General features: G+C 30.5%; 2 protein-coding genes, 2 pseudogenes and 1 riboswitch. All 4 genes and pseudogenes read left to right on the plus strand.

Annotation, left to right across the window (positions count from 1 at the left end):
• Positions 1-193 (plus strand): annotated as a pseudogene (locus CLTEP_RS15260) (transposase); the annotation flags it as partial.
• 976 nt (positions 194-1,169) lie between these two features.
• Positions 1,170-1,267, plus strand: a riboswitch (purine riboswitch).
• A 139-nt stretch (positions 1,268-1,406) separates the two neighbouring features.
• On the plus strand, positions 1,407-2,861 hold the full coding sequence (gene guaB, locus CLTEP_RS13490) for an IMP dehydrogenase (RefSeq protein ID WP_066827552.1): 1,455 nt from the start codon (positions 1,407-1,409) through the stop codon (positions 2,859-2,861).
• Between the two features lie 193 nt (positions 2,862-3,054).
• The gene (guaA, locus tag CLTEP_RS13495; protein ID WP_066827553.1) at positions 3,055-4,587 is read left to right on the plus strand and encodes a glutamine-hydrolyzing GMP synthase; all 1,533 of its coding nucleotides are present in this window, start codon (positions 3,055-3,057) and stop codon (positions 4,585-4,587) included.
• Between the two features lie 203 nt (positions 4,588-4,790).
• A pseudogene (locus CLTEP_RS13500) lies at positions 4,791-5,028 on the plus strand (DUF4351 domain-containing protein); the annotation flags it as partial.

Genomic DNA, 5,028 nt, shown 5'->3' on the forward strand with positions numbered 1-5,028 from the left:
TCAAAGTAAAGCTTTATACGTATTGCTGTTAAAATGTTTGTGTAATTTTAAAGATAAAGATATTTGTAAAATTATTGGCAATATCACTCAATCACGAATATCAGCCCTTTGTTCAATTGGAATAGATACTGTCCTTCATGATAATAGGTATACCAATATTGTAGATGACTTTATTGTGCTTAAGGCTAGTTAAATATATTACATCAAGCTCAAAACAGGATTAGCTTAAATGATATTTTTGATATTCTTGAACTATCTCAGAATAACTCAATAACTGCATATATGCATATATATTATGTATATTATATAAAATATTATAAGTGTATTTGCTTATTTAAAGTAAATATATAAACTTTTTCAAAAATTTGATGTTCATACTTTTATATTTTTATTCACAAACAAAGGACAAGCCATCCATCTCTTAACATACCATGTCTTAAGAATTAACAAAATCACACTAAACTAAGTAATAATTTAACCATAAAAAATAACTTATCTTTATACATAAAAAATAACTTATCTTTATACACATCATCAAAACATGACATATGACATATGATATGACATATGATATATATATATATATATATATATATGTTATATATTACTAATTTATATTATATTTTTTCATCTTACATTTTTTGTACCGATATCTTAACTCTATTCTAATTTGCTTTATTTATCAATTTTACAATATTGAACCTTATGCAACTTCTATAAATAGGAAATTGAAGTTTTTTACTTGACGTAGAGTAAAATTTACACATTAAGTTTCTATATTTTAATTTAGCAAAACAAATTTACTGTCTAATTATCAAATATCAAATAATCTAAGACTTTTTATTATTTTGTTAATAAAATTATTATTATTTTTTCATTTTATTTTCTTAATTTTTTAATTAACCGTCCCCCGTTATTTCTTACTTATTTTCTTCTTTCTTTTCTAATTAACCGTCCCCGTTATTTCTTACTCTTACCGTTAGTTATCTATCCGTTATTTATCTATCTATTTATTTCTCTGTTTCTTCTTATCGTTTTCTTGATTTTTTAATTAACCGTCCCTATTATTAAAATTTGTATAAAATCATTGACAAAGCCATAATAATTAAATAGAATATAGAATATGTATAAATACTTAAAATTAAATAAATATAAAATTAAATAAATATGATTTTGATGTACTTAATTATCATATATTCCTTGAATATGGCAAGGAGTTTCTACAGGAAACCGTAAATTTCTGACTATGAGAGATTAAGATAGGATTCTTATACCTATTTTGCTCATGGTTAGCAGGATGGGTATTTTTTGCAATATGCAATATGCAATATGGTTAGTAGGATAGGTATTTTTTGCAATATAAGTAAAAATATAAGTAAAATTTTAAAAGTGAGAGGATGATTATAATGGCAAAGATTATTAAACAAGCTTATACATTTGATGATGTATTATTGGTTCCAAATAAATCAGAAGTTTTACCAAGGGAAGTGTCTTTAAAGACAAATTTGACTAAGAGTATTGAACTTAATATTCCACTTATGAGTGCTGGAATGGATACAGTTACAGAATCAAAAATGGCTATTGCTATGGCGAGAGAAGGCGGAATAGGCATTATTCACAAGAATATGAGTATTGAAAAACAGGCATCCGAAGTTGATACTGTAAAAAGGCAGGAGAATGGTGTAATAACAAATCCATTCTATTTAGGACCAGATAATACTGTTTATGAAGCATTGGAACTTATGAGTAAATACAGAATTTCTGGTGTTCCTATAACCACTGAAGGAAAATTGGTTGGTATACTAACAAACAGAGACATAGTATATGAAACAGATTATAAAAGACCAATAAAAGAGATTATGACAAGTGAAAACTTAATTACTGCTCCTGCAGGAACATCAATAGAAGAAGCAAAGCAGATATTGAGGAAACATAAGATTGAGAAGCTACCATTGGTTGATGATAATAATAATCTTGTGGGTTTAATCACTGTCAAAGATATTCAGAAAGCAATTAAATTTCCAAATGCAGCTAAGGATACTCAGGGTAGACTTTTATGTGGAGCAGCAATAGGTATAACGGCGGATATGATGGATAGAGTAAAAGCTTTAGTTGATGTAGGCGTTGATGTTGTGGTTCTTGATACAGCACATGGACATTCAAAAGGAGTAATTGAGGGAGTTAAAAAAATCAAATCAGTATACCCAGAACTTCAAGTTATAGCAGGAAATATTGCTACTGCTGATGCTGTAAGAGATTTAATTGAGGCAGGAGCTGATTGTGTCAAAGTTGGAATAGGGCCTGGTTCTATATGTACAACAAGAGTTGTTGCAGGGGTTGGAGTACCTCAATTAACAGCAGTAATGGATTGTGTTGAAGAAGCTAATAAATATGGAATTCCAGTAATAGCTGATGGAGGAATAAAATATTCAGGAGATATAGTTAAAGCATTGGCAGCTGGTGCTAAAATAGCTATGATGGGTTCTTTATTTGCGGGATGTGAAGAGGCACCAGGAGAAGTCGAAATATATCAAGGAAGAAGCTATAAAGTATATAGAGGAATGGGTTCACTAGGAGCAATGGCATGTGGAAGCAAGGACAGATATTTTCAAGAGGGAAATAAGAAATTAGTACCAGAAGGTGTTGAAGGAAGATTACCATATAAAGGACACGTTACAGATACTATATTCCAATTATTGGGTGGAATAAGATCAGGAATGGGATATTGTGGAGCAGCAAATCTTCAGGAGCTATATGAAAATGCAAAATTTGTTGTTCAAACTTCAGCTGGATTCAGAGAAAGTCATCCTCATGATATTAATATTACAAAAGAGGCACCAAACTACAGCGTAAGACAGTAAATCAGAGAATAGAGAATAGTAAATGTTGAAATTGCTACGTAATTTTTTAAAATTTAAATAAATTTAAATGAGACTGCCAGTTACCATTGGGCTAGTTACCAGTTATAAGTATATAGTAATCAAGTTACAAATTTATGTTGGAGAGTAGCGATTAGCACTTGAAGATTGTTAAATTTAGGAGGAGGAAAAAAATTTGTTTAATAGAGAATTAATATTAGTTGTTGACTTTGGAGGTCAATACAATCAGCTTATTGCAAGAAGAGTTAGAGAAAACAATGTTTATTGTGAAATAATACCATATACATATACAGCAGAACAAATAAAAGAAAAAAATCCAAGTGGTTTGATATTTACAGGAGGACCAAATAGCGTTTATGGGGAGGAAGCTCCTAGAATAGATGAAAACATATTTAAACTTAATATTCCTATTTTAGGAATTTGCTATGGAGATCAATTAATGGCATATACCTTAGGAGGAAAAGTAAGTACAGCAGAGATTAGAGAGTATGGTAAGACTGAAATTGAGCTTGATACTAAGTCACCTCTGTTTAAAGGAATTGAAGAAAATCAATGTTGGATGAGCCATACAGATTATATAGAAAAAGCACCTAAAGGCTTTAAAATAATAGCCAAGACATCAGAATGTCCAGTAGCTGCTATGGCAGATAAAGAAAGGAAATTGTATGGTGTTCAATTCCATCCAGAAGTGGAACATACGTTATTTGGTAAGAAAATGCTTAAAAACTTCTTATTTAATATATGCAAATTAAAAGGCGATTGGTCTATGTCATCATTTGCACAGCAGAAGATAAAAGAGATAAAAGATATTGTTGGAGATAAAAAGGTACTTTGTGCATTATCAGGCGGGGTTGATTCTTCTGTTGCAGCGGTACTTGTTCATAAGGCAATTGGAAAACAACTTACATGTGTTTTTGTAGACCACGGTTTGCTTAGAAAAGATGAAGGGGACCAGGTTGAAAGAATATTTAAAAATCAATTTGATATGAATTTAATAAGGGTAAATGCACAAGAGAGATTCCTAGGAAAGTTAAAAGGTGTTGCTGATCCTGAAAAGAAAAGAAAAATAATTGGTGAAGAATTTATAAGAGTATTTGAAGAAGAAGCGAAAAAATTAGGCAAAATAGATTATTTGGTTCAAGGTACTATATATCCAGATGTTGTCGAAAGCGGAACGAAAACTTCTGCTACAATAAAAAGCCATCATAATGTGGGTGGACTTCCAGAAGATATGGAATTCGAATTAATAGAACCACTTAGAGAGTTATTTAAAGATGAAGTTAGAGCAGTTGGTGAAGAACTAGGTATACCACATAAACTGGTTTGGAGACAGCCTTTCCCGGGACCTGGACTCGCTATTAGAGTTTTAGGAGAAATAACAGAGGAAAAATTATTCATAACAAGGGAAGCAGATGCTATATTCAGAGAGGAAATAGCTAATGCGGGACTAGATGAAAAAATATGGCAATATTTTGCATGCCTTCCTAACATACAGTCCGTTGGAGTTATGGGAGATGAAAGAACTTACTGTCACACAATAGCCCTAAGAGCAGTAACATCTTCGGATGCTATGACATCAGATTGGGCAAGAATACCTTATGAAGTATTGGATAAAGTATCAAGAAGGATTGTAAATGAAGTAAAAGGAGTAAACAGGATAGTCTACGACGTAACTTCGAAACCACCTGCTACAATTGAGTGGGAATAGTGAAAGAATCAGTAAATTCAGTACTTCAAACACAAATATTAATAAAATAATGTACTTCATAATACCTATGATATTTCTTGAATTTAGAGAAGATCATAGGTGTTTTTGTATAAAATTCACCAGAATTCAAATAAATATCAATTTTTCATCAAACCTATTTTTTGCTATAATATAAGTATAACTTATTTTGTAGGAGGACTCGCATGGATTACAATAAAATAGAAGATTCTATAATGAAAACCGCAATGGATATATTCAAGCAAAGTGCTGTGAATTTTTTTAATTTGAAAACCAAAATAATAGCACCTGCCAACACTGAAATTAAAGATATAAGCATAAAAACCAACTTTACTGATTATACTTTCTATACAGAGGACGGTAATTATCTTCACTTTGAATTTCAAACTACATATAAAGAAAAAGACATAAATAGATTTTTAT

This window comes from Clostridium tepidiprofundi DSM 19306 (assembly GCF_001594005.1).
Taxonomy (GTDB): Bacteria; Bacillota; Clostridia; order Clostridiales; family Clostridiaceae; genus Clostridium_AC; species Clostridium_AC tepidiprofundi.